Below are 25,633 nucleotides of genomic sequence, written 5' to 3' on the forward strand. Positions count from 1 at the left end.
CTGCAGGATGGGCGAAGGAAGGGGGCTGGGTCAACTCTTGGATCCGGCGATGGTTTCCGGGGCGTTGATCCCCGGTTCTTGCGACATCAGCCGCACCGCAAGGGGGCGCGACAGGGTGCGTTTTTCCGCCAGCGACAGCCGGTCAAGCTGTTCCACGATGCGAGCGGCAGCGGCAAAGGACCGGTCCATATGGGCCACCAGATAGGGGATCACATCGGGTTTCGGTGTGATCTGGCGATCGTTGAAGAGCTTTGCCAGAACCACGGCGAGCAGCGCATCATCCGGTGGCTGCAGTTCGGCATGGGTGGCGGCCTGAACCCGGCTTTGCAGGTCGGGCAGGCTGAGGCCCCAGAGATTGGGCGCCGCGCGGCCGGTCATCATCATGGCATGCCCGTTGGCAAGGACCAGGTTGTGCAGGTGGAACAGGGCTTTCTGTGCGGCCGTGTCCCGGGCGATGAGCGGCACATCTTCGACGACCACCGGACCGGCGGCCAATGCGGGCACCATGGCTTCGGTCAGATCCTCTACCTGCAGGATCCGCGCCCCCGAGGCCTTGGCCCAGACATGGGCAAGGTGGGTCTTTCCCGATCCCGCCGGTCCCGTCAGCACCAGCTTGCCACTGGGCCAGGAAAAGCCGGGATCAAGCAGGGCCACGGCCATTGCATTGGACGGGGCCACAAAGAAATCGTCGCGGCCCAGCGCGGTCTTGGCGGGCAGATCGAAACTCAGCTGTTGCGCCATGTTACTTCTTCGAATCCCGGTGGCTCAGTCCCTGGTACAATCGGCTGTCCAGATACTGTTCCGTGAGGAAACGTGCAACCACGCCCAAGGCTGCCGCCACCGGAACGGCCACCAGCATGCCGACAAAGCCAAAGAGCGCACCAAAGACCGACAGGGCCAGGAGCAGCCAGACCGGGTGCAGCCCCACCGATCCACCGACGAGCTTGGGAGTCAGGTAGTTGCCCTCGATCACCTGGCCGATCACGAAGATGCCCGCAACCAGCCCGATGGACCACCATTCACCCCAGAACTGGAACAGCGCGAGGCCAATGGCCAGGGCGCCGCCGATCAGGGCCCCCAGGTAGGGAATGAAGGTGACAAGCCCTGCAATGAAGCCCACAGCCAGCCCGAAGTTCAGACCCACGACCATCAGGGCCACGGCGTAATAGACGCCGAGGATCAGGCAGACCGTGCCCATGCCGCGGATGAAGGAGGCCAGAACCTTGTCGATATCAGCTGCCAGCCTGCGAATGACCGGGGCGTGATCCAGCGGCAGCAAGGCGTCGATCCGCTCGATCATCCGGTCCCAGTCCAGCAGCAGGTAGACCGCAACCACCGGCACGATCACGAAAAGCACCAGCAGATTGACCACGGACATGGCCGAGCCGACCAGCGATTCGAACAGCTCGATCCCCTTGCCCTGTAGGGTTCCGGCGATGGAGGCGATGGTCTGTTGCGCGCGGCTGCCTTCGGTAAAGACCGAGGGGAACTGCGCTTGCGCAAAGGCGCGCAGATCCCGAAAGGCTTCGGGCAGCACCCGGATCAGGTCGCTGAGCTGATAGATCAGCGTCGGCAGGACCACCAGCAGCATGAGCAGAAAGGTCAGCATGGCGCCGACTGTAATGACCGCGGTGGACGCGGCCCGGCTGAGGCCCGCGGCCTCGAGCCGGTCGGCAATGGGGTCGATCAGATAGGCAATCGCCGCGCCCAGCACAAACGGCAAAAGCACATCGCCAAGCGCCCAAAGCACCACCGCAAAGACCAAGGCGGCAATGCCCCAGTAGAGAAACTGCTTCTTCGCCGGTAGTGCCATGCGCAAGCTGCCCTTTGATGATCTGTCTGCCAGTCTCGTCCAGTCATTGCCCATGCTGCACGCGCATGCAACCGCCAAGCGGCCGCAAGTGCGATATGAGCGGGAAACCGGGTTATGGGGTCAACAGGCCGGGGCTCGTTTAGTGGATCCGCACACCCTGGCGGGTCAACTCGGCCTGCACGGCAGAGATGGCGATGTCCTGCGGGCTGCAGGACGACTTCACCGACAGGGCCGCCGCAACGCCTGCCCCCTGACCGGCAACGGCGCAGCAGGCCATGTTGCGGGTGGCGGCATGGGCCAGCTTGTCGCCGCCGATGGCACGACCGGTGACCAGCAGGTTCTCGACGCCCTTCGGCAGCATCGCGCGATAGGGGATCTGCATGTAGCGCCCGGTGGTGGGCAGGATCAGGATGCCGTAGCCGTCGATGAATTCGGGGTAGATCCCGATGGTATCCTCGAACCGGCCTTGGTTGCGGGTCTCATCCTCGGTGATGTTGTGATGCGCGTCGATCTTGCGGGTGTCGCGGATACCGATGGTCATGCCAAAGTTGCGCAGCCGCGCGCCTTCGCAGCCCGGCGTATAGGCTTTCAGCGCATTGATCGCGTGCATGGCCTGCTTGCGGCCCTCGATCTCGAACCGGGTCATGCTGTCGGGATCGGTGCCGTCGCAGCCCGCCAGGTGCACCAGGTTCATATAGGTCATCTCGCCGCTGTCATGCACCGCGCCCCAGGTGCCGCCGATGGTATTGAGATGCGCCGGGATCACCCCGTCGCGCAAGGCCTGGGCAAAGGGTTTGGCCAGGAAGGGCGAGAACATGTCATCCTCCTTGCCCGAGGTCTCGACCTCCCATTCACCGGTGGACCAGTCCTTGTAGGTTTGCGGGTCGGCCTTGACGCCTTCCATGAACTTCTGCTTGTCGACGCCCGCGATGTGGAACATCACGCTGGCGGCTTGCATTTCCTCGATCGGGGTCTTGATCGTGGGGGCGCCCATCGCATGCGCGATGTCTGCATCTCCCGTGGCATCGATGACGCGCCGGGCCAGGATTGCCTCGCGTCCGGCCTTGGATTCCACGATGACGCCGGTGATCCGGTTGCCCTCGCGGATTGGCGCCACGAACATGCGGTGGAGCATCGGGTGAATGCCCGCCTCCTCGACCAGCTTGTCTGCCACCAGTTTGAAACCTTCGGCGTCCAGCTCATAGGACAGGGACTGGCTTTCGGGAACGGCCGCGTCCATCGCCTTGGCGCGTTCCTCGAACTCCCAGCCGATGCCGCCTGCCTCGACCGTCTGCTCGTGGCGGTACCAGGCAAAGCCCTCGACCCCGACGGTGGTGATATTGCCGCCAAAGCAGCCGAACCGCTCCAGAAGCGTGACCTCCACCCCGCAGCGGGCCGCCGCCAAGGCCGCCGCCAGCCCGCCGGGACCAGAGCCGACCACGAGCACATCGGTACGGTGCACGACAGGGATCTCCCGAGCGGGTTCAGTGATTGTATCGTGCATGCGCGCCTCCGATGGGTTTGTTTGACCATTCACAAACTGAAATCATTGTTCAAGTATTTTTCTGCCTGGAAAGTCCAAGCGCAGTGCGCCTCATTTTCAAAGCCCGATTGCCTGAGGCGCGACGATGGCTTAGACCGCATGAAAACCCTTCGAACGAATGAGAGCGACATGCGCCTGTCCCGTTACTTCCTGCCTGTTCTGAAAGAGACGCCCTCCGAGGCTCAGATCGTCAGCCACCGCTACATGCTGCGGGCCGGCATGATCAAACAATCCGCCGCCGGGATCTATTCCTGGCTGCCGCTGGGCTTCAAGGTGCTGAAGAAGATCGAAGGCATCGTCCACGAAGAACAGATGCGCGCGGGCCATATCCCGGTCCTGATGCCGACCATGCAATCGGCCGACCTGTGGCGCGAGAGCGGGCGCTATGATGCCTACGGCGAGGAAATGCTGCGCATCACCGATCGTCATGACCGGGACCTGCTGTTCACCCCCACCGCCGAAGAGCTGATCACCGATATCTTCCGTAGCCATGTCAGCAGCTACAAGGATCTGCCGCTGACCATGTATCAGATCCAGTGGAAGTTCCGCGACGAGATCCGTCCGCGTTTCGGCGTGATGCGGGGGCGTGAGTTCTACATGAAGGACGGCTACAACTTCGACCTGACCAAGGAAGACGCGCTGCACGCCTACAACCGTCACCTGGTGAGCTACCTGCGCACCTACGAGCGCATGGGCCTGCAGGCGATCCCGATGCGCGCGGATTCCGGCCCCATCGGCGGCGATGACACGCACGAATTCCTGGTCTTGGCCGACACCGGCGAATCCGAGGTCTTCTATGACAGCGCCGTCACCGATATTCGCCTGGGCGAGCGGGACATCGACTATAACGATGTGGACCAGTGCCACGCGGTGATGGAAGAATTCACGGCGCTCTACGCCCGCACCGATGAAACCCATGATGCAGGTCTGTTCGACCAGATCCCAGCCGAACGGCAACGTAGCGCCCGTGGTATCGAGGTGGGGCAGATCTTCTATTTCGGCACCAAATACTCCGATCCCCTGGGTGCCACCGTGCAGGGGCCTGATGGCAAGTCCATCCCGGTGCACATGGGCAGCCACGGGATCGGGGTCTCCCGCCTGGTTGGCGCCATCATCGAGGCGAGCCACGATGAAAACGGCATTATCTGGCCGGAGGGTGTGACGCCTTTCCACTGCGGGATCGTCAACCTCAAGCAGGGCGATGACGAAGCAGACGCGGCTTGCAACCAGATCTATGCAGCGCTTGTCGCAGCGGGCCTTGAGCCGCTGTATGATGACCGCAAGGAACGCGCTGGCGGCAAGTTCGCCACCATGGACCTGATCGGTCTGCCTTGGCGCATCACAGTCGGCCCGCGCGGGCTGAAAAACGGCGTGGTCGAAGTCACCTGCCGCCGCACCGGCGAGAGTGAAGAGCTGAGCCCGGAAGAGGCGGTGAAGAAGATCGCCAAGATCTATGAGCCGCATACCGCCGGTCGCGGTTTCTGAGACTTGCCATTGGACGATAGGATGAAAGGCAGGCCGGATGGCCTGCCTTTTGCGTTTCCCCTCCAGCAGTAGACCGGAGGGCTGCCGAGGTGATCCGCCTGACTTAGAAAAAGTCCACGTTCAGATCGGTCAGACTGTCCAGCTCAAGGCCGCGCAACACCAGGACATCGCCTTCACCAAAATCGATCACCGTGTTCTGGCCGCGTTGTTCGGCGAGGGCTGTCAGATCATCCAGGCTCTCGATGCCTTCGATGGACAGGGTCAGGACGTCTTCATCCGCATTGAAGTCCTGAATGCGATCCCGCTTGTCACCCTGTTCAAAGACAAAGACGTCCGCACCCTGGCCGCCAAGCAGAACGTCATTGCCACGGCCACCGTCCAGCGTGTCATTGCCCTTGCCGCCATCAAGATAGTCACGACCCGCGTTCCCCGACAGTTCGTCCCAGCCCAAACGCCCCAGCAAGGCGTCCTGGCCACGTCCGCCGCTCGCAAGATCATCAGAGGCCGAACCGATCAGCACATCCGAGCCACGGCTGCCTTCGAAGGTCTCCACGGTGTTGATATGCACGTCCGCAATCTGTGCGCCGGGCTGGGTGAAATCCGCGGCCTCGGGATCAATGAAGGCGCCGGCCGCATTGGTGCCGCCCAGGATATTGCCATCGTCCAGGAAGCCCGGGTGCTCATGCACAACGCCGTTTTCATCAACGCCTGTATCGGCCGCCGTCTGGTTCAAAAAGGCTGCATCCTCTTCGGTGTTTTCCTCGGTTCCGGCATCAAGAACGTCAGCGCCGTCAAAGCGAATGTTCTGGGCGCCCAGGAAATTGCCGTCTTCATCAAACAGGCGAATGGCGCTCTCGGTGCCGATGAAGGCATCGTTTGACGGCAGGATCATCGCACTCAGCGAGATATGGCTGGTCGCGCTGCCATCGAGGCTGACAGTGCTGCTTGCGGTTTCACCGGTGGCAATCGGACCGGCGGCGCCCAGGACGGCGCCGGTCACCGCATCTGCGTCAGCGGCAAGAACCTCGTCATTGATCGGGGCGAAATTGCCGTCTTCGGCCAGGGCCTCTAGCCCTGCCGAGGCTGCCTCGCCATTGGTGTAGAGGTCGAAAGAGCCGTCATGGGCGGCAAACCAAAGCGGCGTCAGGAAGGTGCCGCCGTGCAGGGAGGTGTTGGTTGTTACAATTCGAATGTCGGTCATGAAACTGTGCCCGTGGTTGTTGTGTAGGACTTCGTTGCTGAAGTGGGTGCAGCCTGCCGTTGAACACGTCCGCCGGATAGCCTTGCGACCCTCACGTTCCATCACCTGGCAGCGAGATCCCCGTGAAACCACAAAAACGCGATTTTTGCTCTCTTTCCCGTGGGTTGAGGTGGGAAAGGCGCTCAGGACGTAGGGCCGAGGTTCACGTGAATGTGCGGTGTGCGTGGGCTTTCGATCCGCTAGAATAGGCTGTCGCAAATGGGTGCGCTTGACCCTGTTTGTGGCGCACAATAGGCTTGGCGCAAGCAATAATCCGCGCCACGAAAGAGCCGAGCAGCCATGACCTCCTCCCCCCCGCCATTTGCGCGTTTTGAATGGATCATTGCATGGCGTTATCTGCGCGCGCGCCGGGCCGAGGGCGGTGTCAGCGTGATGACCTGGATCAGCCTGATTGGCATCACGCTTGCGGTCTTTGCGCTGATTGCCACCCTGGCGGTGCGCTCGGGGTTTCGCTCAGAATTTGTCGGCACCATCCTGGGCGCCAATGCCCATGTGACGCTCTATTCCTATGGCGAGATGACCGAGGACGGGCGCCTGGATCGCAGATTGGAAGACTACACCGACCTTGCCGCCCGCGTGGGCGAGGTGCCCGGCGTCATGCGCGCCGCACCTTTGATCAAGGGGCAGGTCATGGCCAATCTGCGCCAGCGCAATGCGGGGGTGGAGGTCTTCGGGATTTCGGCTGCGGATCTCCAGGCGATTCCGGGCGTGGCGCAAAGCGAGGACTACTCTGGCGATCTGGCCCGCTTTGAACAGGGCGTCGCCATCGGATCGGGGGTCGCGCGCGAGCTTGGCGTCAGTGCTGGCGACAGGATCAAGCTGATCTCCCCAAATGGCGTGAAAACCCCTTTTGGCACCAGCCCGCGCGTTAACGCCTATGAGGTGGTCTATATCTTCACCGCCGGCCGTTATGACATCGACCGCACCCGGCTCTATATGCCCTTTGCCGAGGCCCAGGCCTTTTTCAACCGCGAAGGCGTCGCCGATGAGATCGAGGTGATGGTTGCGGATCCCGAAGCGGTGGATCGCGTCGTCGTGCCGTTGATGATGGCGGCGGGGCAGGGGATCGGCGCCTGGACCTGGCGCGATGCCTCGGGCGGCTTCCTGCGCGCGCTGGAGGTGGAGGACAACGTGATGTTCATCATCCTGTCGATCCTGGTGCTGATCGCCACCATGAATATCGTCTCGGGGCTGATCATGCTGGTCAAGAACAAGGGCCGTGACATTGGCATCCTGCGCACCATCGGCCTGAGTGAAGGGTCGGTGATGCGCGTCTTCTTCATCTGCGGCGCCTTCACCGGCGTCATCGGCACCATCTGCGGCGTGATCCTGGGCTGCATATTTGCGCTTTATATCGATCCGATCTTCTCTTTCGTGAACTATGTCATGGGCGGCGGTGTCTGGGACCCGTCGATCCGGGGCATCTACGCGCTCCCGGCCGAGCTGAACCTGCCCGATGTGCTGTCTGCCGTGGCACTGTCGCTGGGGCTGTCTTTCGTGGTCACCATCTTCCCGGCCCGGCGCGCCGCCCGGCTGAACCCGGTGGAGGCGCTGCGCTATGAATGATCTGACCGCAGGGAACCCGCCGATGGCGTTGGATTTGAAGGGCATCACCAAGGCCTATAATCGTGGCAGCAGTGCGCAGGTGGACGTCCTGCGCGGTGTCGATCTGTCGCTGCAACCCGGAGAGGTGGTGGCCCTGGTGGCGCCCTCCGGGGCCGGGAAATCCACCCTTCTGCATATCGCGGGCCTGCTCGACACGCCGGATGCGGGCAGCCTGTCGATTGCGGGGCAAGAGGTCACAGGCCTGGGGGAGGGCAGCCGCACCCGCCTGCGCCGCCGCGATATCGGCTTTATCTACCAGTTCCACCACCTTCTGCCCGAATTCACCGCCGCCGAGAATATCATCCTGCCGCAACTGGCCGATGGGACACGCCCGAAAGAGGCAGAGCAGCGGGCCAGGGAGCTGTTGGATCTTGTCGGCCTTTCGGCACGTGCCGCGCACCGCCCGGCAGAACTGTCCGGTGGGGAGCAGCAGCGGGTTGCCTTCTGTCGGGCGCTTGCCAACCGGCCCAGCGTCCTGCTGGCGGATGAGCCGACCGGCAACCTTGATCCCGGCACTTCCGATCAGGTGTTCGAGGTTCTGATGGAGCTGGTGCGCAGCTCTGGCCTGGCGGCGCTGATCGCCACCCATAACCTTGACCTTGCCGCGCGTATGGACCGCATGCTGCGGCTTGAACAGGGCAAGCTGCTGCAGATCTCCTGAGCCGGGAACCGCACGTGTTCGCGGCTCATGGAGAAGCGGTTTACCCTGCTCAAAGAGGCGGCTAAACTTCGAAAAAACAGCGTATTCGGCGCGACCCATTCGGCAGGAGCGATACGATGAATAGAAGAGCAACCCTGTTGGCCCTTCCGGTATTGGCAGCCCTGGCGGTGGCCTGCACCGAAGCGGTGATCAGCATGCCCACCCCAGAGGAGGGGCAGGCGATCTTCAACCGCAACTGTGCCATCTGCCACGGCACCAACGCAGAGATCGCCAACCGTGAGACCACCGGCAAGGCACCGGATCTGCGCCGGATCAGCGCCCGTCACGGCGGTGATTTTCCGCGTGCCAAGGTGATGTCGCAGATTGATGGATACGGGCGCGGCAAGGTCGGCGCAGACCTCATGCCGGAGTTCGGAACCCTGCTGGAAGGCGACCTGATCCCGGTCGAGGTAGACGGCACCCTGACGCCGACGCCGCGCCCGCTGGCGGCGCTGATGACCTATCTCGAAAGCCTCCAGCCGGAAGCCTAACGCGCCTAGTTGCAGATCCCGCGCAGATCGGCGTTCTTCCAGGGCAGGTAGACGTCGCTTTGGCGGGTCTTTGGAAGGTCGGTGACCGGCATCACTTCTTTCAGCATGGCATGCAGCCGCTTGGTGCGCGCGCCCTGTGGCGCCAAGGCGCGGCAGCAGACGTATTCCTCGACGATGGCGCCCTGCTGTTCGTAGCCGTAGCTCAGGAAATCGGGGCTTTGATCCAATTCGAAGAGGTAGGGATCGGGGTTGCCCTGGTGCTCGGCGGCGGCCAGAAGCGGCGTATAGCCGGTGCGCGCCCGGTTCTGCCATTGCCAGACATGGGTGACCTCATGGGCGAGCAGCATCGCCTCCACCAGGTACAGCCGTTCGGGGTAGGCGGGCAGGTAGTTCTCCGCGTACCAGTCGCTGATGAACAGGATCTTGTTGAAGACCGTCATCGCCGCCGGGGAGGAGGTGACACGGCCTTCCTTCATCGGTGGCAGGATGCGTTCACGGCAGGCCACCCGCGGGCGCGGTTTGCGATAAAAGGTGGTGGTCGGCACCGGCGCGCCATCGACGATACGCAGCTTCTCCACCTGCACATCTGCCCCGTGAATATCCGACAGGAAGGCGTGCTCCTGCGGCGTCAATGCGCGCCCACAGGAGCTGAGGATCAGGGCAATCAGGACAAGACGCAGGATCATGGCATCAGGCTAGCGCAGCAGGCGCGGGCTGCAAAGCTGCCTTATGCGGCATAGAAGCTTGCGGTGGCGGTGGCGACCAGCTTGCCACTGTCCTCTTCGCTCATCTCGGCGCGGGCAAAGACCAGCGATTTCCCGGCCCGCACCACGGATGCACGGCAGAGGATCGCGGTGCCCACACCGGGGCGCAGGAATTGCGTGTGCAGATCCGTCGTCGCCAGCGCCCGCACGGCTCCATTATGGGCAAAGGCCGCCAGCACCATCGAGGTATCGGCAAGTGCGGCCAAGGCCTGACCCGAGACGATCCCGCCCATGCGCGCAAGGTTCGGTGTCAGCGGCATGCGGAGGGTTGTTTCCTCTGGGCTGGCCTCGGTCACGGTCAGATCCAGCGCCTGCACCCAATCGGCAAAGCCTTCGGCCAGAACGGACTGCAAATCCTGTGGGGTCATGGGTCTCTCCCTGTTTTTGGGGCGAGGTTAGCGGCAGCCAGAGGTAATGGAAACGGGCAATTGCGCGCGCGCTTCTCCTTCGGGAGGCGCTATGCCTGTTGCTTGAGATCTCGCTTAGTACAGCGGTTCAACACCTTCGGATTGTGGTAGGATGTAGAATGTTATTGCTTCGCGTGTTGAATGGTGGCAAGAATCTCCTATGGATTGTGTTTGGCTTGGTTTGACCTTAAGACTTTGAAATATAGGAGGCTTTATGAAGCGGTTGTCCCATGACGATGGTTCGTGGAGTGAGTTTCTCGAGAAATGGAAACGAGAATGTCACGAGTTTGATGAAGACTTTGTGTCGTACATGCCTACTACCCTACCCATGCTTGCGGATCAGATCGAGACTTGCGTTAACGACAAATGGTCCGGAGTGTATGGCATTCAGGGAGACGATGAAGCGTATGAAGCTGTTTGTTTCCTCAACGGAGCATTCATTCCTAAGTTTACGGGACGGGTGCTGAGAGTTCGCCACCTGATATTGGCTCCAAAATATGACTTTGGTGATTACAGTGAGGACGAGTATGCGCGCCTTCTTTCGACGGTTTTCGAGCGGGTATTGAACGAATCCGATACAAGGCTGCCATGCCCTCACGTGAAAGTTCACTTCCGCAGCCCTGCCGATGTGGCGATTTTTCGCAAGTTCGCGGAGAATTTGGATCAGTTGAGCCACTTTTCATCTGTTAAAATGGTAGGGTCGTGGCTATTTGTAAGCAAAGCGTAACTGTTATCTGCGTATAATGGCGCTTAGAAACACTGTGAGAGGCTACTATGGAAAATAACCAGCGGAAAGCGCAGCTGTATGGCGCATTTCTGAAGGCCATTAGGGAAGTGGGGGTTTGTGAACTCAAACAGACGACATTGTTCGTACGCAACGTCGATGCTGAGCAGAACAAAACTCGAAAAGCAGCGTAAACGCGAATTCTTAAACTAGAAGACCCAGCACTGGCTGGGTCTTCTTGTTTTAAACATCCAGCTCCTCCACGAACTTCGCGTTCTCCTGAATATACTGGAACCGCAGTTCGGGTTTCTTGCCCATCAGACGCTCCACCAGATCGCCGGTCTCGCCCGGTTCGTCCTCGTCGATCGTGACCCGGATCAGCTTGCGGGTCTTGGGATCCATGGTGGTCTCTTTCAGGTCTTTCGCGTCCATTTCGCCCAGACCCTTGAAGCGGGAGACATCGATCTTGCCCTTGCCGCCCAAGCCCTTTTCCAGCCAGACGTCGCGCTCTGCCTCGTCAAGGCAATAGACCCGGCGCGCGCCTTGGGTCAGGCGGAACAGGGGCGGGCAGGCAAGGTACAGGTGGCCGCCGTCGATCAGCGGGCGCATCTGGGTGAAGAAGAAGGTCATCAATAGCGAGGCGATATGCGCCCCGTCCACATCCGCATCGGTCATGATGATGATCTTGTCATAACGCAGATCATCGAGGTTGAACTTGGTGCCAAGGCCAACCCCCAGCGCCTCGCACAGGTCGCTGATTTCCTGGTTCGATCCCAGCTTGTTCGAGGCCGCGCCCAACACGTTCAGGATCTTGCCCTTCAGCGGCAGTAGCGCCTGATATTCCCGGTTGCGCGCGCCCTTGCCGGATCCACCGGCCGAGTCGCCTTCCACGATGAACAGCTCGGTGCCTGTGCGGTCCTTGGAGGTGCAATCGGTCAGCTTGCCCGGCAGGCGCAGTTTCTTGGTGGCGCTTTTGCGCTGGGTTTCTTTCTCCTGCTTGCGGCGCAGGCGTTCTTCGGCGCGCAGGACAAGGAAATCGAGGATGGCGCCGGCGGATTTTGTGTCAGCGGCCAGCCAGTTGTCGAAATGATCGCGGACCGAGTTTTCCACCATGCGGTTGGCGCTTTCGGTCGACAGGCGATCCTTGGTCTGGCCCACGAAGGCGGGATCGGCGATGAAGCAGGAGACCAGCGCGCAGCCCCCGGTCAGAAGATCATCGCGCGAAATCTGGCCTGCCTTCTTGTTGCCGACCAGCTCCCCGTAGGCCTTGATGCCCTTCAGGATTGCGGCCCAGAAGCCCGCAACATGGGTGCCGCCCTCGGGCGTGGGCACGGTGTTACAGTAGCTCTGGATGAAACCGTCGCGGGTCGGGGTCCAGTTGATCGCCCATTCCACATAGCCCGGCTCGCCGAATTTTTCGCGGAACTCGACCTTGCCGGCAAAGGGCGCGTCGGCATAGGTGGTGGCCTTGCCCAGCACCTCGGACAGGTAGTCTTTCAGGCCGCCGGGGAAGTGGAATGTGGCCTCCTGCGGGGTTTCGCCATCGTCAATCGCGGATTTCCAGCGGATCTCGACGCCCGAGAACAGGTAGGCCTTTGACCGCACCAGGGTCATCAGCCGCTTGGGCTTGAACCGGTGCGAGCCGAAGATCTGCTCGTCCGCGTGGAAGGTCACGGATGTGCCGCGCCGGTTAGGGGCGGCGCCCACCTTTTCCACCGGCCCCTGCGGGATGCCACGCGAAAAGCGTTGCTCGAACAGCTCCTTGTTCTTGGCGACCTGTACGACCATCGAATCCGACAGCGCGTTCACCACGGAGGAGCCGACCCCATGCAGACCGCCCGAGGTCTGATAGGCCTTGCCGGAAAACTTGCCGCCCGCGTGTAGGGTACACAGGATGACCTCAAGCGCGGATTTGTCCGGGAACTTGGGATGCGGGTCGATCGGGATGCCGCGACCGTTGTCGCGCACGGTGACCGAGTAATCGGCGTGCAGCTCCACCTCGATCCGGTTGGCATGGCCCGCGACCGCCTCGTCCATGGAGTTGTCGAGGATCTCGGCCACCATGTGATGCAGCGCGCGTTCATCGGTGCCGCCAATATACATGCCGGGGCGTTGGCGGACGGGCTCCAGCCCCTCCAGCACCTCGATCGAGGAGGCGTCATAGGTTTCGGCGTCAGGCGTGCTCAGAAGATCGTTGGCCATCTTTGTCGGGCTGCTCTTGGTTGCTTTTGGTTGAGGGGCATTATGGCAGGTGTCAGCCTTGCGGGGAAGAGGGGGAGCGGCCCTGTGGATAAGCTTGCTTCCATATGTCATGTAGGCGGAAACAGCTGCTGGAGGCATGGGCGGATGACAGGTGGGAATGATCTGGATCCAAAGGATTGGACGGCTTTCCGAGGCGAGGCGCATCGGATGCTGGAGGCTGCGCTGGATCAGCTCGAGCATGTGCGGGATCGTCCCTGGCAGCCGGTGCCGGGGGATTTGCCGCAGCGCTACCAGATCGGGCAGGGCGGTGATCTGGTGGGGCGGATCGAACGGGACGTGCTGCCCCATCATGGCGGCAATATCCATCCGCGCTTCTGGGGCTGGGTGCAGGGGACTGGGCTGGCCTCGGACCTGATCGCGGGCATGGCGGGGGCGGTGGTCAATGCCAATGTCGGCGGGCGCGATCATGGCGCCGTTTACATGGAGCGCGCGGTGATCGACTGGACCCGAGCCAAGATGGGCCTGCCCGAGGGCGCTAGCGGCGTTTTGACCACGGGAACCTCGCAGGCGACGGTGATCGCCTTTCAGGCAGCCCGGGTGCGGGCACTGCCTGATGTGCGCAAGACCGGGCAGGGGGCTGTGCGGCTCGCGGCCTATGCGGGGGTGGGCGTGCACAATGCCACCCGCAAGGCGCTGGAGCTGATCGGGGTCGGGGCCGACAATCTACGCCAGGTGCCGCTGAAGGACGGGCAGATGGACCCAGAGGCGCTGTCCCGGATGATTGCGGCAGACCGGGACGCAGGTGCAGTGCCCTTCCTACTGGTGGGAACGGCGGGGTCTGTCGATCTGGGGCTGTTTGATGACCTAGATGCGCTGGCGGATCTCGCTGCAGAGCATCGCTTGTGGCTGCATGTGGACGGGGCCTTTGGCGCATGGACGCGGATCGCGGATGCCCCCTGGCGGTCCTTGAGTGACGGGATCGGCCGGGCCGACAGTATCGCGCTTGATTTCCATAAATGGATGTATGTGGGCTATGACTGCGGCCTCGTGCTGATCGCGGATGAGGCAGCCCATCGCGCCGCCTTTGCCGCGCGCCCGGCCTATCTGGAAGGCGCCGAGAGCGGCCTTGCCGGGGGTGATCCCTGGTATTGCGACTACGGCATCGATCTGTCGCGCGGCAATCGCGCGCTCAAGGTTTGGTGCGCGCTGGAGGCATACGGGGAAGCGGCCTTTGCCGCCGCCATCACGGGCAACTGCGCCCTTGCAGCCCTGATGGGGGCGGAGGTCGAGGAACACCCCAGGATGGCACTGGGGGGCAGGGTCGTCTCCAACGTCTGTGTGTTCACGGCCCGCGCGGATCTGCCGCCCGAGGCGCAATCGCGGCTGAACGCAAAGATCGCCCAGGTCCTGCAGAACAGTGGTGAGGCGGTATTCTCCACCACCCGCGCAGGCGAAGTCACAATGCTGCGCGCAGCCATCACCAACCATCGTACGCAGGAGCAGGATATCAAGGCGGCCATTGCGGCGGTGGCACGACTGGCAGAGCTGCCGGAATTGTGATCGCTTCCCCGGGGCAAATGGCTTTCGCCTCGCGAGAGGACGGCTAATCTGCCTGGCAACCACGGGAGGACATGCATGGCCTGGATCAACACCATTCCCTTTGCCGAGGCCACCGGCAAGCTGAAGAGGCTCTACGATCGCGTCACCGGACCTGGTGGCAATGTCGACAACATCATGATGGTGCACAGCCTGCGCCCTCATTCGATGGAGGGGCATATGGCGATCTACAAGAACGTGCTGCACCATTCGGGAAATACGCTGCCAAAGTGGTTCCTCGAGGTGCTGGGCGTCTGGGTGTCTTCGCTGAACGATTGCGCCTATTGCGTCGAACATCATTTTGCGGGTTTGCAGCGGCTGCTGGGGGATGAGGCGCGCGGGCAGGCCATACGCGCCGCGATCGAGGCGCGTGATCCCGAGGCGGCGCCGCTGGACCCTGCCCAACAGGTGGCGATGGGATATGCACGAAAACTGACGCAGGCCCCGTCCAGCCTGGAGCAATCCGATGTCGAGGCGCTGCGCCAGGCCGGGTTCGATGACGGGCAGATCCTGGAGATCAACCAGGTCACCGCCTATTTCTCTTACGCCAACCGGACGGTGCTTGGGCTGGGCTGTTCCACCAAGGGCGATGTGCTGGGGTTGAGCCCGAACAATTCGGACAACCCGGACGACTGGAACCACAGCTGAGGTCGCATCCGACTGGGAGGGTGGTCAAGCCTCCAGCCAGGACAGGATCGCGGCGGCCATCTCCTTGGGCTTCTGGTGGTGCAGCCAGTGGTCGCAGCCGGGGATGTCGACACGGCTCAGATGCGGGGCGAACTCTTGCAGACCTTCGGTGGCCTCCGGGAGCAGCGCGGTGTCGTCGGCCCCCCAGATCAACAGGTGCGGCTGCGGTACATGCAGGCGCTCCAGCGGCAGTTCGGGCATCGGGATCGGTTGCTCTGGCCGCGCAACCTGCAAGGGCGAGGCCCGGTACCAGTTCACCATGCCGCGCATGCGCCCGGGGCGTGACCACTCGGCCTTATACGCGTCCAGCTGTTCGCCGGTGAGCCAGCCAAGATCCATATGGGCGGAAAACAGGGCGCGCAGGATCTTGAAGTCATCGGCCATCAGCCGTGCCTCGGATCCCTCCCGCCGCAGGGATAGAATGTACTGTGATGCAGCGGCCTGCGGCCCCCCACTGGCCAGGGCGCGCTGGAAGGGCACCGGGTGCACCCCGTTGGCGATGATCAGCCTCGACACCAGTTCGGGGCGGAACATCGCCAGCCCATAGGCCACCGCCGCCCCCCAATCGTGGCCGAGAACGGTCAGCGGCGCTCCGATCCGGTCGATCAAGGCGGCCATGTCGGCAACCAGCTTGGAGGTGGCGTAATCCTCGACCTCTTGCGGTGCCCAGCTTTGCCCATAGCCGCGCTGATCCGGGGCAATGCAGTGAAAGCGGTGGCACATCTGCTCTGCCAGCTCCTGCCAGGCACCGCCATATTCGGGGAAGCCATGCAACATCAGCAGGGGCGGCAGAGAGGGATCACCCCAGCACCTTACGTAGAACGGCTGGCCGTTCAGGGTCTCGAAACCTGTCTGCACTACAAGATCCTCCGGTTTTCGTCACAGGCTGGTGCGGCGACCCCGACCGTGCAAGCGGTTCGTCACGTCACCGGCAGTTTTTGAATCTGTTTGACACAGGTCAGCGATGGATGGGGCGAGCCATGTTAGGATCCGTCCCAAGTTTGATTTATTAGGAGTACCAGATGCCGACATCCCCCCCTCAGCCCCAAGCCCCAGCGAATGGCCAGACCGACAGCGCCGCAACCAAGCCCGCGCCGGACGAGATCCGCCGTGCCTTTGAAAGTGGCAAGTACCCCTATGCCCGCAAGATGGCCCGCAAGGCCTATGAGGATGAAAAGGCCAAGCTGCAGGCCGAATTGCTCAAGGTGCAGCATTGGGCGCTGGAGACCGGCGAGAAATTCGTGATGCTGTTCGAAGGGCGCGATGCGGCCGGCAAGGGCGGAACCATCAAACGCTTCACCGAACACCTGAACCCGCGCCACGCACGGGTGGTGGCCCTGAACAAGCCAACCGATGAAGAACGCGGCCAGTGGTATTTCCAACGCTACCTGCAGCACCTCCCCACCAGCGGTGAAATCGTGCTCTATGACCGCTCCTGGTACAACCGGGCGGGCGTTGAGCGTGTGATGGGCTTCTGCGAACCCAGCGAATACCTGGAGTTCATGCGCCAGACGCCGGACCTGGAGCAGATGCTGGTGCGTTCGGGCATCCGGTTCTACAAATACTGGTTCTCGGTCACCCAGGACGAACAGCTGCGCCGCTTCAAATCGCGCGAGACCGATCCGCTGAAACAGTGGAAGCTGTCGCCCATCGACAAGGCATCGCTGGACAAGTGGGACGATTACACCGAGGCCAAGGAGGCGATGTTCTTCTATACGGATACCGCCGATGCCCCCTGGACCGTGGTGAAGTCCAATTGCAAGAAACGCGCGCGTCTGAACTGCATGCGCCATTTCCTGAGCACGCTGGACTATCCTGACAAGGATCCCGAAATCGCCACGGCACCGGATCCGTTGATCATTGGCCAGGCGCATCATGTGATCCACAGGTCCGACCACATCCTTGGCAAGGCGCTGCATCCCGACACCCGCATGCGCTGACTATTGCCACTGTACACGGGCTACTGCAGGGGGAGCACTTGCCGGTCTGCTCAGGGGTCGCTAAACCTTTGAAATGACCCTGATCCAAGCCCGCCTTGCAGCCTGTGCCGCCCTGATCTTTGCGCCTGCCGCCGTGCAGGCGCATCCGCATGTCTTTGTGGACACAGGGCTTTCGCTTTCCGTTGACGGGGGCGGGCGGCTTGATGCGGTGGAAGTCACATGGGTCTACGATGAATTCTATTCGCTCCTCGTCTTCGAGGATCTCGGTCTTGATGGCGATATGGATGGCCGGTTGAACCCGGCCGAATTGGGCCTTCTGCAGGGGTTCGACCTGCGCTGGACCGCGGGCTATGCCGGCGATACCTATCTGAGCCGCAATGAGGCGCCGATTGCCTTGGGTGCGCCCGAACATGTCTCGACCGAGGTCGTGGACGGGCGGATCGTCACCCGCCACCGGCGCCCCCTCCAGCAGCCTGTCGCGGCGGATGGGGTGACCATCAAGGCCTATGATCCCACCTATTATACGGCCTATACCGTCACCCAAGAGGTATCGGTCAGCCCGGGATGCCGGGTGGACATCACGCCGCCGGATCTCGACCGGGCCTATACTCTGGTTGAAGAGCTGCTCTATGCCATGCCCGCCGATCAGGCCGAGACCGCCTACCCAGAGGTGGGCGCGGCCTTTGCGGACACCGTATTGTTGATCTGCGAGGGGTGACATGCGGATCCTGACGGCTGTTCTTGCCCTTGCCGTTGTTGCCGTGGCTCTCTGGCTTTGGGGATTTGGCGGCGCACAGGACGTTGCGCGCTGGGCCGCCGAGGGGCAGCGCGAGGCGCAAAACGCTCTGGCACGCGGGCTGAGGGCGCTGAAGGCAGGGCAACCGGGGGCGCTGATGTCGCTCTTGTCCTTGTGTTTTGCCTATGGGTTCTTTCATGCGGCCGGACCGGGGCACGGCAAACTGGTGATCGGAGGCTATGGCATCGGCAGGCCGGTTGCCCTGGCGCGGCTGGCCGGGCTGGCGGTGGCCTCGTCCCTGGCGCAGGCGGCCACGGCGGTGGTTCTGGTGGCCGGTGGCCTGGTCGCGTTCGACTGGAGCAGGCAGCGTTTGACCGACGTGGCCGAGGGGGTCCTGGCGCCGATATCCTATGGGCTGATTGCCTGTCTGGGGCTTTACCTTGTGTTGCGCGGCGGGCGCCGATTGTGGGCGTTGCGTCCTGTCGCTCGCGCCCAAGAGCTGCATAAAGATCATGCGGGATGCGACCACGGGCCTGTGCATGAGCATAATCATCACGACCACGACCATGATCATGGTGGCACCTGTCCCAGCTGCGGGCACCGGCACGGCCCGACCCTTGAGGAAGCGGCACAGGTCCACGGTCTGCGCGATGCCCTGGCGATCATTGGTGCGGTCGCGATGCGTCCCTGTACCGGGGCGGTGTTTCTGCTGTTGGTGACCTGGCGGATGGATGTCCTTTACGCCGGGATCGCGGGGGCCTTTGTGATGGGGTTGGGAACCGCCAGCGTGACAGTTGCCGTTGCCGTGGCTTCGGTCTTCCTGCGCGAGGGCAGTCTGCAGCGGTTGCAGGGGCGCGGGGCACTGGCCCTTGCTGCCGGGTTGGAACTGTTGGCCGGTGCGGTGATTGCCGCCTTGGCGCTGCAGATCATGCTGCGCGCGCTGTGACATAGCCCCCGCCGCAGGATGCAGGCCAGCGGCGGGGCGCATGCCTTTTTATTTCCCTTTGGGCAGGGTTTCGAAGGTCAGCCCCTGCGCGGTGCGCGGCGCAAAGCCTTTCCAGTAGCTATGTCCTGCTTGTTGCTTGCCGTTATCATCCAGATCGACGACGCCATCGGCGGCGCGCACAATGAGGTCAAGATAGGCGGCCTTCTCCGCATCGCCCTTCAGATGCAGATCCATATAGGCAGTGGCGAAATGCTGGGCGATATTGTTCATCCGGTTGGTGTCCCAGACCGCATCCGTATAGTGCTCGAAGGGCACGAAATCGAGCTTGTCCGATGGCTCCCAGCTTTCAATGGGGGCAGGCATGGGGGCCGCGGCATTGTGATTGGCCGCCTCAAAGGTCAGCAGGTGGCGGGTGGTATTGACCATGCCTTCGAAGATCTGCCGCATGGCGGGGTATTTGGATACATCGTCGGCGCCGCCCGCCATCATCAGGATGGGTTTTTCAACGCCAGCCAGCCCGGCGGCGTCCCAGAAACCGGTATTCATGCCCCAGGGGCCGATGGAGATCACCGCCTTGACCCGCTCGTCGATCAGCGCGGCGTGGCTGTTGGACCCGGCCTGGTGGCGTTTCAGCAGGCCCGCGGGGGTGCCCCAACTATATCCGGTGGAGGCTTCGGTCACCCCGGCCCCTGCAAAGATCAGCGCCCCGTAGCCCCCCATGGAATAGCCGATCACCCCGGTCTGCGTGGTATCGGTGATCTCGCCCAACGGCCCTTCCAACGCGGCCATCTGATCAATGACGAACTTCTGGTCCAAGGGGCGGTTCAACAGGGTCGAGCCAAAGGCCGCCTGATCGGAATAGGTGCTGTCGGTGTGATCGATGGAGACGGTGACATAGCCCTTGGAGGCAAGGTTTTCGCCCAGGTGAGACAGCAGGTAACGGTTGCCCGGATAGCCGTGCGAGATCACCACCAGGGGAAAACGCGCTCCGCTGACCGGCGTGGCGGCACGGGTGGCGCGGCCCTGCAGGGTGGTGGGTGTGACGCCATCGCGCAGCACGGTCTGATAACTGCCGCCCGCGGCGGTTGCATCTGCCGCCGGATACCAGACCTCCACGGTCAGCGGGCGGTCATAAAGCGGCTGGCTGTCCGCCGTGGTGTTCAGAATGTCATGCTGGCCCGGGTTGACGAACTCCAGCGTCTGAACGCCGATTGCATAGCTGCCAAAGGCTGCCAGCTCCGGGGCGTCCGGGCGGATCCGGTCAATCCGGTTCTCTGCTGATGCCACGCCTGGCGCAGCTGCGGCCAGACCTGCGGCAAGGCCGATCACTGTAAACTGTTCGCGCATGAATGCTCTCCTGTCAATAAGTGGAGCAACGGTAGTTCGCGCACCCGGCATGTGAAGTGATTGTTGCGTGAATTCTTGGTGACACTGCGTCACTGACCGGCGCCTCCCAAACCTGTGGCTGCAGATGGGCGTGGCGCAGAAAACCGGTTGAGGCCTATTGCCAGCCCCCTTTGCCGGGCATAAGGCGGATCCATGGAGACTAGGATAGCATATCGTGACCATGCCCGTGCCGTGGCGGTTCTGGGCCTGCCCCTGATCGGCGGGCATGTGGCCCAGTTTGCGATCGGAATGACCGACACGATCATGCTGGGATGGTATGGAGCCGAGGAACTGGCGGCGGTGACATTGGCCGGCTCCTATTTCTTTGTCTTTTTCATGCTGGGTGCCGGCTTTGCCTTTGCGGTGATGCCCCTGGTGGCGGCAGCGGCCGGGGCGGGGGAGGAGCGCCAGATCCGCCGGACCACCCGCATGGGGCTGTGGCTGTCGCTGGGCTATGGGGTCATCGCGCTGCCCGCCATGTGGTATTCCGAGCCGATCCTTCTGCTCTTGGGGCAAAAACACGGGGTGGCTGCCGATGCGGCAACCTACCTGCGGCTTGCCGGGTGGGGACTGTTCCCGGCCTTGTTGGTGATGGTGCTGAAGTCCTACCTAGCCGCCCTGGAGCGCACCCAGATTGTCCTGTGGGTCACCGTTCTGGCCGCGGTGCTGAATGCTGTCGTCAACTACGCGCTGATCTTTGGCAACCTTGGCGCCGCCGAAATGGGGATCGAGGGGGCGGCGCTGGCGTCGATCCTGACCCAGGGCGTGTCGCTTGTTGCCATCTTGATCTACGCGCTGCGGGCCTTGGCCCAACATGAGCTGTTGCGCAACTTTCACCGTCCCGACTGGGAGATGCTGGGTCTGGTGTTTCGCCTCGGGCTGCCGATTGGTCTCACCAATCTCAGCGAGATCAGCCTGTTCACCGCCTCGGCGATGATGATGGGCTGGCTGGGCACGGCCACTCTGGCGGCGCATGGGGTGGCCATCACCCTGTCGGGGCTGACCTTCATGGTACATCTGGGCCTGTCCAATGCGGCAACGATCCGCGCCGGGAATGCCTTTGGGCGGCGGGATCGCTTGCATATGGCGCGGGGCGCACGGGTGGTGATCGTCCTGTCGCTGGCCATGTCCCTGGCGACGATCGTGCTGTTCCTGGCAGCGCCGGATCCGTTGATTTCGCTGTTCCTGGCCCCCGACGATCCCGACAAGCCGCAGATCCTGCTGATCGGGGCCGGGCTGCTGGCCGCCGCGGCCCTGTTTCAGCTGATGGACGGCATGCAGGTCGTGGCCCTGGGGCTGTTGCGAGGGGTGCAGGATACCGGGGTGCCGATGGTCATTGCCGCGCTGAGCTATTGGGCAATTGGTATCCCGGCGTCCTATCTCTTTGGCTTCACCTTCGGCTGGGGCGGTGTCGGTGTCTGGTACGGGCTGGTCATCGGGCTGAGCTGCGCCGGGTTTTTCCTGCTGTTGCGATTCTGGCGACGGTCGATCCTGACGGTGCCTTCGCCTTCGCCTGCGCAGTAAGCAGGAGGATCAGTCCTTGCGCTGGCGCATCAACCGATCTGCCTTCTTGCGCACCAGAACGCTGCGCAGATCGTGCATGGCCATCAACAGCGCATCGGTGACCTCGTCCAGCTGCGCGTCACTGGCCCGGCTCTGCACCCAATGGGTGGTCAGGTTCAGATGGTCCACGGCGCGATGGATATCGTCCACCTCGCGCCGGGCCAGCGTTTCGCTGCGCTCGTCCATCCAGGCCTTGATCTCGGCAAGGTCGCGAGAGCTGAGTTCGCGATCCCCGTGGGCGCGAATCTCGCCATTGCGGATGTTCACAACCGCGATCTGATCCATGTCGATCCGTCGCTGCCGGTTTTCCGTATCCACCCGGAACACGAAGGCGCCGTTGTCGCGGACGCGGAAGTAATACTCTGGCAGCGCGGTCGACATGGGGGTTTCTCCGGTTCAGCTCAGACTGTCACAGAAGCTTTTGATGCGGCGGCAGGCCTCCACCAGGGCTTCATCCGAGGTGGCATAGCTGACGCGGAAATTCGGCGACAGGCCAAAGGCCGCGCCAAAGACCACGGCCACATCCTGCTCGGCCAGCAATGCGGTGGCAAAGGCCTCGTCATCGGCAATGACCGTGCCCTTGGGGGAGGTCTTGCCGATCAGCCCGGCGATTGAAGGGTAGACATAGAATGCCCCTTCTGGTGTGGGGCAGGTGATGCCGTCGATTGCATTGAGGGCGCTCACCACCAGATCCCGGCGGCGTTTGAAGGCGACGTTGTTTTCCGCGATGAAATCCTGCGGACCGTTCAGCGCCTCTACCGCGGCCCATTGGCTGATCGAACAGGGGTTGGAGGTCGATTGCGACTGCACCTTGCGCATGGCGGCGATCAGATGTTCGGGGCCCGCGGCATAGCCGATACGCCAGCCGGTCATGGCATAGGCCTTGGAGACGCCATTGCAGGTGAGCGTACGCTCATAAAGGCCCGGCTCCACCTCGGCCGGGGTGCAGAACTCGAACCCGTCAAAGACCAGATGTTCATACATGTCATCCGTCATCACCCAGACATGAGGATGGCGCATCAGCACATCGGTCAGCGCCTTCAACTCGGCCCGGCTATAGCCTGCGCCGCTGGGGTTGGACGGGGAGTTGAAGATGAACCATTTGGTATTTGGTGTGATGGCGGCCTCAAGCTGTTCGGGCGTCAGCTTGAAACTGTTTTCCAGCGTGGCCTCTACCGCAACCGGCGTGCCGCCTGCCAAGAGCACCATATCCGGATAGCTGACCCAGTAAGGCGCCGGAATGATGACCTCGTCACCGGGGTTCAGGGTGGCCATCAGCGCGTTATACAGCGTCTGTTTGCCGCCGGTGCCGACCGAGACCTGGTTGGGCATGTAGGTCAACCCGTGGTCGCGCTTCATCTTGGCGCAGATCGCCTCTTTCAGTTCTGGAATGCCATCGGGGGCGGTGTATTTGGTCTTGCCCGCTGCAATGGCGGCGACGGCGGCATCCTTGATGTTCTGCGGTGTGTCGAAATCCGGTTCACCCGCGCTCAGGCCGATGATGTCGCGGCCCTGCGCCTTCAACTCGCCCGCCAGGGTGCTGATCGCGATGGAGGGTGACGGTTTCACGCGAGAAAGTGTTGCGGACAGGAAAGACATGGCAAAAGGCCTCGGTTTGAATGTTGCTGGCAACTGTCATAGGGTGCGGCCAAATCACGATCAAGCGGCATCGGCCCAATCGATCAAGGGAGAGCTAAAATGGCCAATGAAACGACAGACTGGTTCGGCCCCGATGCTGCGACCTTCGGGGATCGGGTGGCTGCGGCGCGCGAGGCGGCCGGCATGAACCAGAGCCAGCTGGCGCGGCGGCTCGGGGTGAAGAAATCCACGCTGATGGGCTGGGAGCAGGATCTCTCTGAGCCACGTGCCAACAAGCTGTCGATGATGTCGGGGCTGCTCAATGTCTCCATGAGCTGGCTGTTGACCGGCGAGGGAGAAGGCATGTCCGAACCTGGCGATCTGGAGCTTGAGACAGGCGATTTCGCCGCCGTGCTGAGCGAGCTGCGGGACCTGCGCACCGAGCTGCGTGCCAATTCCGACCGCGCCGCGAGGCTGGAGAAGAAACTGCGAACCCTGCTGCAAAACGCGGCCCAATAAGACGAGCGATTCTGATGACAGAACAGATGGAAACCCGTGAAAATCGACTCAAAAGGCTGCGCATGCGCTCGATGCGGCGCGGCATCAAGGAGATGGATATCCTGCTGTCTGCTTTCGCGGATGCTAATCTGGACGGTATGGATGCGGCTCGGCTTGATCTCTATGACCGTCTGCTTCATGAGAACGATCAGGATTTATATCAATGGGTTACGGGGCAAGTCGGCGCGCCTGATGTCTTTCGGGACCTGGTGCACGACATATCGCAAACCTATCAATAATCATAAAAATCCAGCTTAACTGATTTTTCGGGAATTGTCTGCATTCTCTGTCTCAGCAAATTCGAGTCGGAGATGCGCATGAGTATGGAAATGCCAATTGGCCAGCAGGACCGCAAAGGGTTCATGACTGGCTATCTTGAAGCGCTGGCACTGGTGGAGCGTCTGCACCGCCTGCTGCTGGATGTGATCAAGGATGAATTTGAACGCGTCGGCGTTCTGGAAATTAATGCGGTGCAGGCGCTGCTTCTGTTCAACATCGGGGACAATGAGGTCACCGCTGGCGAGTTGAAGACGCGCGGCTACTATCAGGGCAGCAATGTCAGCTACAACCTGAAGAAGCTGGTGGACATGGGCTATATGCATCACCAGCGTTGCGAGATCGATCGCCGGTCCGTGCGTGTGCGTCTGACGCCGCGTGGCCGCGAGATTCGCGACATCGTAGCGGGTCTGTTCTCCCGTCATGCCGAAGGCCTGGAAGGCAAGGGCGTGATCAGCGGCGAGGGGATCGATGACATCACAACCGCATTGAAACGGGTAGAGCGTTACTGGTCTGACCAGATCCGCTATATCTACTGACCTTTTGCGCAGGCGTTTCTGGACCGCGTGACGGTCTGCGGCAAGAATTGCTGCCCTGCCTGCCAGATCGGCGCTTTGGGACTAAAGCTGCAAAAGGCAGCCACATTTCACCGACTTGAAGAATTCAAGGTTTGGACATCAGCGACGCCAGAACAGTTCCCCCAAAACGGGGCGTCGCTCAGGTAAGAATACCTCCCCCCAGATCACACCCCCAAGCGCCCGGACGGAAACGGTCCGGGCTAGGCGCATAAGCGGCAGCCGCTGTCATCAGGCGGTATCAGCTGCAGCAGTCACGGTAGGTTCAGCCTGCGAGCAACAAGGTCAAGTCAAGACTAAACAAGGCGGCCCACTGGGCCGCCTTCGTCATAATGACATGTTGTGTCTGCTCACCAGTGGCCGGTGCTTTCCATGCTGGCCCAGGGTTCGGCAGGCTCCAGCGCGTCGCCGTTTTGCAGCAGTTCGACCGAGACATTGTCCGGCGAGCGGACAAAGGCCATGCGCCCATCCCGCGGCGGGCGATTGATGGTGACACCGTTGTCCTGCAGATGCTGGCACATCGCGTAGATGTTATCGACGCCATAGGCGAGATGCCCGAAATGGCGGCTGTCGCTGGGCAGGCCGTCGTCGCCGTCCCAGTTGTAGGTGAGTTCGATCGGCGCTTCGTGCTGTCCGGGAGGCGCCAGGAAGATCAGCGAGAAGCGGCCTTCTTCACTGTCGTAGCGGCGTGTCTCTTCCAGGCCCAGGAGCTTGAAAAAGGCCATGGACTTCTCCAGATCCTTCACCCGGATCATGGTATGCAGATAGGTAAGGGGCATCAGTTGTTCCCTGGTCAG

26 protein-coding genes are annotated in these 25,633 nt (G+C 62.1%); 14 read left to right on the top strand and 12 right to left on the bottom strand.

The genetic code is table 11. From position 1 onward, the window contains the following. Positions 1–30: 30 nt before the first annotated feature. From PXK01_RS05420 to PXK01_RS05430, 3 genes are all read right to left on the bottom strand, one after another. Positions 31–741 (bottom strand): HdaA/DnaA family protein, encoded by a 711-nt coding sequence (locus PXK01_RS05420; protein WP_274859160.1) that lies wholly within the window; start codon positions 739–741, stop codon positions 31–33. A gap of 1 nt (position 742) precedes the next feature. Further along, on the bottom strand, positions 743–1,813 hold the full coding sequence (locus PXK01_RS05425; RefSeq protein WP_274859162.1) for an AI-2E family transporter: 1,071 nt from the start codon (positions 1,811–1,813) through the stop codon (positions 743–745). A gap of 139 nt (positions 1,814–1,952) precedes the next feature. Further along, positions 1,953–3,317, bottom strand: coding sequence for an FAD-dependent oxidoreductase (locus tag PXK01_RS05430; RefSeq protein WP_274859163.1), 1,365 nt, complete (start codon positions 3,315–3,317; stop codon positions 1,953–1,955). Between the two features lie 168 nt (positions 3,318–3,485). On the opposite strand from PXK01_RS05430, the gene proS reads away from it, so the two are divergent. Further along, the gene (gene proS / locus PXK01_RS05435; RefSeq protein WP_274859164.1) at positions 3,486–4,841 is read left to right on the top strand and encodes a proline--tRNA ligase; all 1,356 of its coding nucleotides are present in this window, start codon (positions 3,486–3,488) and stop codon (positions 4,839–4,841) included. A gap of 103 nt (positions 4,842–4,944) precedes the next feature. On the opposite strand, the gene PXK01_RS05440 is transcribed toward proS, so the two are convergent. Next, entirely contained in the window at positions 4,945–6,042 is a 1,098-nt protein-coding gene (locus PXK01_RS05440) for a spondin domain-containing protein (RefSeq protein WP_274859165.1), read from the bottom strand. 339 nt (positions 6,043–6,381) lie between these two features. Here PXK01_RS05440 and PXK01_RS05445 point away from each other — a divergent pair, with 339 nt between their 5' ends. The 3 genes from PXK01_RS05445 to PXK01_RS05455 all read left to right on the top strand — a co-directional run bounded on the left by PXK01_RS05445 (position 6,382) and on the right by PXK01_RS05455 (position 8,898). After that, complete coding sequence (locus PXK01_RS05445; RefSeq protein WP_274859167.1) at positions 6,382–7,668, top strand: lipoprotein-releasing ABC transporter permease subunit; 1,287 nt, start codon at positions 6,382–6,384, stop codon at positions 7,666–7,668. Next, positions 7,661–8,368, top strand: a complete 708-nt coding sequence (locus PXK01_RS05450) for an ABC transporter ATP-binding protein (RefSeq protein ID WP_274859168.1) — start codon at positions 7,661–7,663, stop codon at positions 8,366–8,368. Before PXK01_RS05445 ends, PXK01_RS05450 begins: the two co-directional genes overlap by 8 nt. A gap of 116 nt (positions 8,369–8,484) precedes the next feature. After that, positions 8,485–8,898 (top strand): c-type cytochrome, encoded by a 414-nt coding sequence (locus tag PXK01_RS05455; RefSeq protein ID WP_274859169.1) that lies wholly within the window; start codon positions 8,485–8,487, stop codon positions 8,896–8,898. A gap of 5 nt (positions 8,899–8,903) precedes the next feature. Here PXK01_RS05455 and PXK01_RS05460 read toward each other — a convergent pair whose 3' ends face one another. Beyond that, a complete protein-coding gene (locus PXK01_RS05460) occupies positions 8,904–9,584 on the bottom strand; it encodes a hypothetical protein (protein WP_274846609.1) in 681 nt (226 codons plus the stop codon). A gap of 41 nt (positions 9,585–9,625) precedes the next feature. Then, the gene (locus PXK01_RS05465; protein WP_274859171.1) at positions 9,626–10,030 is read right to left on the bottom strand and encodes a PaaI family thioesterase; all 405 of its coding nucleotides are present in this window, start codon (positions 10,028–10,030) and stop codon (positions 9,626–9,628) included. Between the two features lie 253 nt (positions 10,031–10,283). On the opposite strand from PXK01_RS05465, the gene PXK01_RS05470 reads away from it, so the two are divergent. Continuing rightward, a complete protein-coding gene (locus PXK01_RS05470) occupies positions 10,284–10,796 on the top strand; it encodes a hypothetical protein (RefSeq protein ID WP_274859172.1) in 513 nt (170 codons plus the stop codon). A 240-nt stretch (positions 10,797–11,036) separates the two neighbouring features. Here PXK01_RS05470 and parE read toward each other — a convergent pair whose 3' ends face one another. Beyond that, the gene (parE, locus tag PXK01_RS05475; RefSeq protein ID WP_274846612.1) at positions 11,037–12,995 is read right to left on the bottom strand and encodes a DNA topoisomerase IV subunit B; all 1,959 of its coding nucleotides are present in this window, start codon (positions 12,993–12,995) and stop codon (positions 11,037–11,039) included. A gap of 144 nt (positions 12,996–13,139) precedes the next feature. Between parE and PXK01_RS05480 the strand changes: the two genes are divergently transcribed. Together PXK01_RS05480 and PXK01_RS05485 are read left to right on the top strand one after the other, a co-directional pair. Then, positions 13,140–14,555: a pyridoxal phosphate-dependent decarboxylase family protein gene (locus PXK01_RS05480; RefSeq protein ID WP_274859174.1), complete on the top strand. Its 1,416-nt coding sequence runs from the start codon at positions 13,140–13,142 to the stop codon at positions 14,553–14,555. A gap of 75 nt (positions 14,556–14,630) precedes the next feature. After that, positions 14,631–15,239, top strand: a complete 609-nt coding sequence (locus PXK01_RS05485) for a carboxymuconolactone decarboxylase family protein (protein ID WP_274859177.1) — start codon at positions 14,631–14,633, stop codon at positions 15,237–15,239. Between the two features lie 24 nt (positions 15,240–15,263). On the opposite strand, the gene PXK01_RS05490 is transcribed toward PXK01_RS05485, so the two are convergent. Beyond that, the gene (locus tag PXK01_RS05490; protein ID WP_274859179.1) at positions 15,264–16,136 is read right to left on the bottom strand and encodes an alpha/beta fold hydrolase; all 873 of its coding nucleotides are present in this window, start codon (positions 16,134–16,136) and stop codon (positions 15,264–15,266) included. A 164-nt stretch (positions 16,137–16,300) separates the two neighbouring features. Here PXK01_RS05490 and ppk2 point away from each other — a divergent pair, with 164 nt between their 5' ends. From ppk2 to PXK01_RS05505, 3 genes are all read left to right on the top strand, one after another. Continuing rightward, positions 16,301–17,218: a polyphosphate kinase 2 gene (gene ppk2 / locus PXK01_RS05495; RefSeq protein WP_274859180.1), complete on the top strand. Its 918-nt coding sequence runs from the start codon at positions 16,301–16,303 to the stop codon at positions 17,216–17,218. 73 nt (positions 17,219–17,291) lie between these two features. Beyond that, complete coding sequence (locus PXK01_RS05500; protein WP_274859181.1) at positions 17,292–17,936, top strand: DUF1007 family protein; 645 nt, start codon at positions 17,292–17,294, stop codon at positions 17,934–17,936. Between the two features lies 1 nt (position 17,937). After that, positions 17,938–18,900 (top strand): nickel/cobalt transporter, encoded by a 963-nt coding sequence (locus PXK01_RS05505; protein ID WP_274859183.1) that lies wholly within the window; start codon positions 17,938–17,940, stop codon positions 18,898–18,900. A 48-nt stretch (positions 18,901–18,948) separates the two neighbouring features. Here the strand turns inward: PXK01_RS05505 and PXK01_RS05510 are convergent, their stop codons facing one another. Continuing rightward, positions 18,949–20,247 (bottom strand): alpha/beta hydrolase family protein, encoded by a 1,299-nt coding sequence (locus PXK01_RS05510; protein ID WP_274859184.1) that lies wholly within the window; start codon positions 20,245–20,247, stop codon positions 18,949–18,951. A gap of 192 nt (positions 20,248–20,439) precedes the next feature. Here PXK01_RS05510 and PXK01_RS05515 point away from each other — a divergent pair, with 192 nt between their 5' ends. Beyond that, positions 20,440–21,810: an MATE family efflux transporter gene (locus PXK01_RS05515; protein WP_274859185.1), complete on the top strand. Its 1,371-nt coding sequence runs from the start codon at positions 20,440–20,442 to the stop codon at positions 21,808–21,810. Between the two features lie 9 nt (positions 21,811–21,819). Here the strand turns inward: PXK01_RS05515 and PXK01_RS05520 are convergent, their stop codons facing one another. Together PXK01_RS05520 and PXK01_RS05525 are read right to left on the bottom strand one after the other, a co-directional pair. After that, positions 21,820–22,230 (bottom strand): hypothetical protein, encoded by a 411-nt coding sequence (locus PXK01_RS05520; RefSeq protein ID WP_274859186.1) that lies wholly within the window; start codon positions 22,228–22,230, stop codon positions 21,820–21,822. A 15-nt stretch (positions 22,231–22,245) separates the two neighbouring features. After that, on the bottom strand, positions 22,246–23,448 hold the full coding sequence (locus PXK01_RS05525) for a pyridoxal phosphate-dependent aminotransferase (RefSeq protein ID WP_274859187.1): 1,203 nt from the start codon (positions 23,446–23,448) through the stop codon (positions 22,246–22,248). A 99-nt stretch (positions 23,449–23,547) separates the two neighbouring features. On the opposite strand from PXK01_RS05525, the gene PXK01_RS05530 reads away from it, so the two are divergent. The 3 genes from PXK01_RS05530 (at position 23,548) to PXK01_RS05540 (ending at position 24,800) form a co-directional block, all read left to right on the top strand. Beyond that, complete coding sequence (locus PXK01_RS05530; RefSeq protein ID WP_274846623.1) at positions 23,548–23,946, top strand: helix-turn-helix domain-containing protein; 399 nt, start codon at positions 23,548–23,550, stop codon at positions 23,944–23,946. 14 nt (positions 23,947–23,960) lie between these two features. Beyond that, positions 23,961–24,224 carry a succinate dehydrogenase assembly factor 2 gene (locus tag PXK01_RS05535; protein ID WP_274859188.1) on the top strand — a complete coding sequence of 88 codons (264 nt, stop codon included), beginning with the start codon at positions 23,961–23,963 and terminating at the stop codon, positions 24,222–24,224. A gap of 78 nt (positions 24,225–24,302) precedes the next feature. Next, positions 24,303–24,800 carry a MarR family winged helix-turn-helix transcriptional regulator gene (locus tag PXK01_RS05540; protein ID WP_274846625.1) on the top strand — a complete coding sequence of 166 codons (498 nt, stop codon included), beginning with the start codon at positions 24,303–24,305 and terminating at the stop codon, positions 24,798–24,800. Positions 24,801–25,186: 386 nt separating this feature from the next. Here the strand turns inward: PXK01_RS05540 and PXK01_RS05545 are convergent, their stop codons facing one another. After that, positions 25,187–25,615 carry a VOC family protein gene (locus PXK01_RS05545; RefSeq protein WP_274859189.1) on the bottom strand — a complete coding sequence of 143 codons (429 nt, stop codon included), beginning with the start codon at positions 25,613–25,615 and terminating at the stop codon, positions 25,187–25,189. Between the last annotated feature and the right edge of the window lie 18 nt (positions 25,616–25,633).

The organism is Phaeobacter sp. PT47_59 (assembly GCF_028890025.1).
Classification (GTDB): domain Bacteria; phylum Pseudomonadota; class Alphaproteobacteria; order Rhodobacterales; family Rhodobacteraceae; genus Phycobacter.

What these genes read in the sequence shown, in the direction of transcription:
- PXK01_RS05420 (WP_274859160.1), bottom strand. Translation starts at nt 741, where the DNA reads ATGGCGCAACAGCTGAGTTTCGATCTGCCCGCCAAGACCGCGCTGGGC.
- PXK01_RS05425 (WP_274859162.1), bottom strand. Translation starts at nt 1,813, where the DNA reads ATGGCACTACCGGCGAAGAAGCAGTTTCTCTACTGGGGCATTGCCGCC.
- PXK01_RS05430 (WP_274859163.1), bottom strand. Translation starts at nt 3,317, where the DNA reads ATGCACGATACAATCACTGAACCCGCTCGGGAGATCCCTGTCGTGCAC.
- proS (WP_274859164.1), top strand. Translation starts at nt 3,486, where the DNA reads ATGCGCCTGTCCCGTTACTTCCTGCCTGTTCTGAAAGAGACGCCCTCC.
- PXK01_RS05440 (WP_274859165.1), bottom strand. Translation starts at nt 6,042, where the DNA reads ATGACCGACATTCGAATTGTAACAACCAACACCTCCCTGCACGGCGGC.
- PXK01_RS05445 (WP_274859167.1), top strand. Translation starts at nt 6,382, where the DNA reads ATGACCTCCTCCCCCCCGCCATTTGCGCGTTTTGAATGGATCATTGCA.
- PXK01_RS05450 (WP_274859168.1), top strand. Translation starts at nt 7,661, where the DNA reads ATGAATGATCTGACCGCAGGGAACCCGCCGATGGCGTTGGATTTGAAG.
- PXK01_RS05455 (WP_274859169.1), top strand. Translation starts at nt 8,485, where the DNA reads ATGAATAGAAGAGCAACCCTGTTGGCCCTTCCGGTATTGGCAGCCCTG.
- PXK01_RS05460 (WP_274846609.1), bottom strand. Translation starts at nt 9,584, where the DNA reads ATGATCCTGCGTCTTGTCCTGATTGCCCTGATCCTCAGCTCCTGTGGG.
- PXK01_RS05465 (WP_274859171.1), bottom strand. Translation starts at nt 10,030, where the DNA reads ATGACCCCACAGGATTTGCAGTCCGTTCTGGCCGAAGGCTTTGCCGAT.
- PXK01_RS05470 (WP_274859172.1), top strand. Translation starts at nt 10,284, where the DNA reads ATGAAGCGGTTGTCCCATGACGATGGTTCGTGGAGTGAGTTTCTCGAG.
- parE (WP_274846612.1), bottom strand. Translation starts at nt 12,995, where the DNA reads ATGGCCAACGATCTTCTGAGCACGCCTGACGCCGAAACCTATGACGCC.
- PXK01_RS05480 (WP_274859174.1), top strand. Translation starts at nt 13,140, where the DNA reads ATGACAGGTGGGAATGATCTGGATCCAAAGGATTGGACGGCTTTCCGA.
- PXK01_RS05485 (WP_274859177.1), top strand. Translation starts at nt 14,631, where the DNA reads ATGGCCTGGATCAACACCATTCCCTTTGCCGAGGCCACCGGCAAGCTG.
- ppk2 (WP_274859180.1), top strand. Translation starts at nt 16,301, where the DNA reads ATGCCGACATCCCCCCCTCAGCCCCAAGCCCCAGCGAATGGCCAGACC.
- PXK01_RS05500 (WP_274859181.1), top strand. Translation starts at nt 17,292, where the DNA reads ATGACCCTGATCCAAGCCCGCCTTGCAGCCTGTGCCGCCCTGATCTTT.
- PXK01_RS05505 (WP_274859183.1), top strand. Translation starts at nt 17,938, where the DNA reads ATGCGGATCCTGACGGCTGTTCTTGCCCTTGCCGTTGTTGCCGTGGCT.
- PXK01_RS05510 (WP_274859184.1), bottom strand. Translation starts at nt 20,247, where the DNA reads ATGCGCGAACAGTTTACAGTGATCGGCCTTGCCGCAGGTCTGGCCGCA.
- PXK01_RS05515 (WP_274859185.1), top strand. Translation starts at nt 20,440, where the DNA reads ATGGAGACTAGGATAGCATATCGTGACCATGCCCGTGCCGTGGCGGTT.
- PXK01_RS05520 (WP_274859186.1), bottom strand. Translation starts at nt 22,230, where the DNA reads ATGTCGACCGCGCTGCCAGAGTATTACTTCCGCGTCCGCGACAACGGC.
- PXK01_RS05525 (WP_274859187.1), bottom strand. Translation starts at nt 23,448, where the DNA reads ATGTCTTTCCTGTCCGCAACACTTTCTCGCGTGAAACCGTCACCCTCC.
- PXK01_RS05530 (WP_274846623.1), top strand. Translation starts at nt 23,548, where the DNA reads ATGGCCAATGAAACGACAGACTGGTTCGGCCCCGATGCTGCGACCTTC.
- PXK01_RS05535 (WP_274859188.1), top strand. Translation starts at nt 23,961, where the DNA reads ATGACAGAACAGATGGAAACCCGTGAAAATCGACTCAAAAGGCTGCGC.
- PXK01_RS05540 (WP_274846625.1), top strand. Translation starts at nt 24,303, where the DNA reads ATGAGTATGGAAATGCCAATTGGCCAGCAGGACCGCAAAGGGTTCATG.
- PXK01_RS05545 (WP_274859189.1), bottom strand. Translation starts at nt 25,615, where the DNA reads ATGCCCCTTACCTATCTGCATACCATGATCCGGGTGAAGGATCTGGAG.